Raw genomic sequence first — 3,568 nt, forward strand, 5'->3', positions numbered from 1 at the left:
AAAAAAAAAGTCCCTCCATGTTTCCATGAAGGGACTCTTAAAAAAAGGCGGCGGCCTACTCTCCCACTTGATATAGCAGTACCATCGGCGCAGACGGGCTTAACTTCCCTGTTCGAGATGGTAAGGGGTGGGCCCCGTCGCCATGGCCACCTAAAATCGTTGTGCGCATTCCATCATCATGGATGCCCACCGCACCACTAGGGCGCTGTATTGTTGACATAATAATGGGACAGGGTGTACTTATTTAAAATAGCGAGCAATAGGTAAAATACTTGTAAACTGCTTGTTAAAAGGTTTGTCGTGCCCCGTGAACAAACACGGGGCAACGTATGCGCAAGCCAACGGGCAATTAGTACCACTCGGCTACGTACATTGCTGCACTTACACCTATGGCCTATCAACGTGGTCATCTCCCACGGCCCTTTAAAGAAATCTCATCTTGTGGCGGGTTTCGCGCTTATATGCTTTCAGCGCTTATCCCATCCCGACATAGCTACCCAGCAATGCCCCTGGCGGGACAACTGGTACACCAGCGGTCGGTCCAACCCGGTCCTCTCGTACTAGGGTCAGGTCCACTCAAATTTCTAACGCCCGCAGTAGATAGAGACCGAACTGTCTCACGACGTTCTGAACCCAGCTCGCGTGCCACTTTAATGGGCGAACAGCCCAACCCTTGGGACCTTCTCCAGCCCCAGGATGTGACGAGCCGACATCGAGGTGCCAAACCCCCCCGTCGATATGAGCTCTTGGGGGAGATCAGCCTGTTATCCCCGGCGTACCTTTTATCCTTTGAGCGATGGCCCTTCCATGCGGAACCACCGGATCACTATGCTCTACTTTCGTACCTGATCGACCTGTATGTCTCTCAGTCAAGCGCCCTTGTGCCATTGCACTCTGCACACGATTGCCAACCGTATTGAGGGCACCTTTAGAAGCCTCCGTTACTCTTTTGGAGGCGACCACCCCAGTCAAACTACCCACCACGCACTGTCCTCCCAATGGGAGTTAGGCCCCGGACAAACAAAGGCTGGTATTTCAACGGCGACTCCACCACGCCTGGCGGCGCAGCTTCAAAGTCTCCCAGCTATCCTACACATTGGTTGCCCAGGGTCAATACGAAGCTATAGTAAAGGTGCACGGGGTCTTTTCGTCCCACTGCGGGTAACCGGCATCTTCACCGATACTACAATTTCACCGAGCTCATGGCCGAGACAGTGTCCAGATCGTTGCACCATTCGTGCAGGTCGGAACTTACCCGACAAGGAATTTCGCTACCTTAGGACCGTTATAGTTACGGCCGCCGTTTACTGGGGCTTCAATTCAATGCTTCTCCCCGAAGGAATGACATCTCCTCTTAACCTTCCAGCACCGGGCAGGTGTCAAGCCCTATACGTCATCTCACGATTTTGCAGAGCTCTGTGTTTTTGATAAACAGTCGCCTGGACTCTTTCACTGCGGCCCCCCATTACAGGGGGCGACGCTTCTCCCGAAGTTACGCGTCTATTTTGCCTAGTTCCTTAGCCATGAATCTCTCGAGCGCCTTAGAATACTCATCCCAACCACCTGTGTCGGTTTGCGGTACGGGCTGCTTCACTTGGTTTTCTCGGAGGATGTTAAACTGGATTATCACCTTGGCCGAAGCCTCAGTGTACTATCGGGGCGTCACCGCTCCCTTCAACGTACTATTCCGTCAGTACGCACCAACGCCACATCCCCGTCACTTTTAATGTGAGCAGGTACAGAAATATTAATCTGTTGTCCATCCACTACCCCCTTCGGGTTCGTGTTAGGTCCCGACTGACCCCCAGCTGATTAGCATAGCTGGGGAAACCTTGGTCTTTCGGCGTGCGGGTTTCTCGCCCGCATTATCGTTACTTATGCCTACATTTTCGTTTCCAGGCGTTCCAGAATACCTCACAGTACTCCTTCAACACCCCTGGAATGCTCCCCTACCCCTCTATATAATAGAAGTCACAGCTTCGGTGATATGCTTATGCCCGATTATTATCCATGCGGAACCGCTCGACCAGTGAGCTGTTACGCACTCTTTAAATGAATGGCTGCTTCCAAGCCAACATCCTGGCTGTCAATGCAGTTCCACCGCGTTTTATCAACTTAGCATATACTTTGGGACCTTAGCTGGTGATCTGGGTTCTTTCCCTCTCGGACATGGACCTTAGCACCCATGCCCTCACTGCATACAAACATTTTATAGCATTCGGAGTTTGTCAGGAATTGGTAGGCGGTGAAGCCCCCGCATCCAATCAGTAGCTCTACCTCTATAAAACTATGTATACGCTGCACCTAAATGCATTTCGGGGAGTACGAGCTATTTCCGAGTTTGATTGGCCTTTCACCCCTACCCACAGGTCATCCCAAGACTTTTCAACGTCAACGGGTTCGGTCCTCCACAGTGTGTTACCACTGCTTCAACCTGCCCATGGGTAGATCACACGGTTTCGCGTCTACTACTACTGACTATGGCGCCCTGTTCAGACTCGCTTTCGCTACGGATCCGCACCTGAAGTGCTTAACCTTGCCAGTAAAAGTAACTCGTAGGCTCATTATGCAAAAGGCACGCCGTCACCCATAAGGGCTCCGACCGCTTGTAGGCGTATGGTTTCAGGATCTATTTCACTCCCTTGTTCAGGGTTCTTTTCACCTTTCCCTCACGGTACTGGTTCACTATCGGTCTCTCAGGAGTATTTAGTCTTGGCGGATGGTCCCGCCGGATTCACACAGGGTTTCACGTGCCCCGCGCTACTCAGGATACCACTATCGATAACGCTCTTTACTCGTACGGGACTATCACCCTCTACGGTACCTCTTTCCAAAGGCTTCCGATTCATTGCGCATCGAATATCGTGGTCCTACAACCCCCATATTGCCGAAACAACATAGGTTTGGACTAATCCGCTTTCGCTCGCCACTACTCACGGAATCACTATTGTTTTCTCCTCCTCCGGCTACTTAGATGTTTCAGTTCACCGGGTTTGCTCCTGGCCTTACGACCAGGTGACATGCCTTCAACATGCCGGGTTGCCCCATTCGGATACCTGCGGATCAAATCGTGTGTGCCGATCCCCGCAGCTTTTCGCAGCTTATCGCGTCCTTCATCGCCTCTGAGAGCCTAGGCATTCCCCATACGCCCTTATCTAGCTTGTCGCCAGACCTTTTGTTCGCGCTCCCTGTACCGCGGCAGCGGTACAGAAAATTATACTTGTACTTTACTTATTCTCTCGTATTTCTTTCAGTGTGCGCAAAGACCTGAATCTTATCTGCGCACCCTGTCCCAATATGTCAATGAACGTTTTTCCAATTTGAAAATGTGGTAATGTGGAAATTTGAAAATGAATTTCAAACCTACACAACTATCCAAGCCTCAATCAGAATAGTGGAGAATATCGGAGTCGAACCGATGACCTCCTGCGTGCAAGGCAGGCGCTCTAGCCAGCTGAGCTAATTCCCCGTTTTCTATAAGTCGGCAAATGCCACTTTACAGTTGTCAGGTTCCCCAACTTCTAGAATTTCCTAATTCAATACTTCAATCAATGAACGTGTTACTCTT

General features: G+C 50.8%; 1 tRNA gene and 2 rRNA genes. All 3 read right to left on the reverse strand.

The features are described from left to right. Positions 1-42: 42 nt before the first annotated feature. The 3 genes from rrf to BV214_RS15225 all read right to left on the reverse strand — a co-directional run bounded on the left by rrf (position 43) and on the right by BV214_RS15225 (position 3,469). Positions 43-154 (reverse strand): 5S ribosomal RNA (rrf, locus tag BV214_RS15215). A gap of 175 nt (positions 155-329) precedes the next feature. Continuing rightward, positions 330-3,167, reverse strand: a 23S ribosomal RNA gene (locus tag BV214_RS15220). Between the two features lie 228 nt (positions 3,168-3,395). Further along, positions 3,396-3,469: transfer RNA gene (locus BV214_RS15225), tRNA-Ala, on the reverse strand. Positions 3,470-3,568: the final 99 nt, after the last annotated feature.

Source organism: Arenibacter amylolyticus, from assembly GCF_002150785.1.
Taxonomy (GTDB): domain Bacteria; phylum Bacteroidota; class Bacteroidia; order Flavobacteriales; family Flavobacteriaceae; genus Arenibacter; species Arenibacter amylolyticus.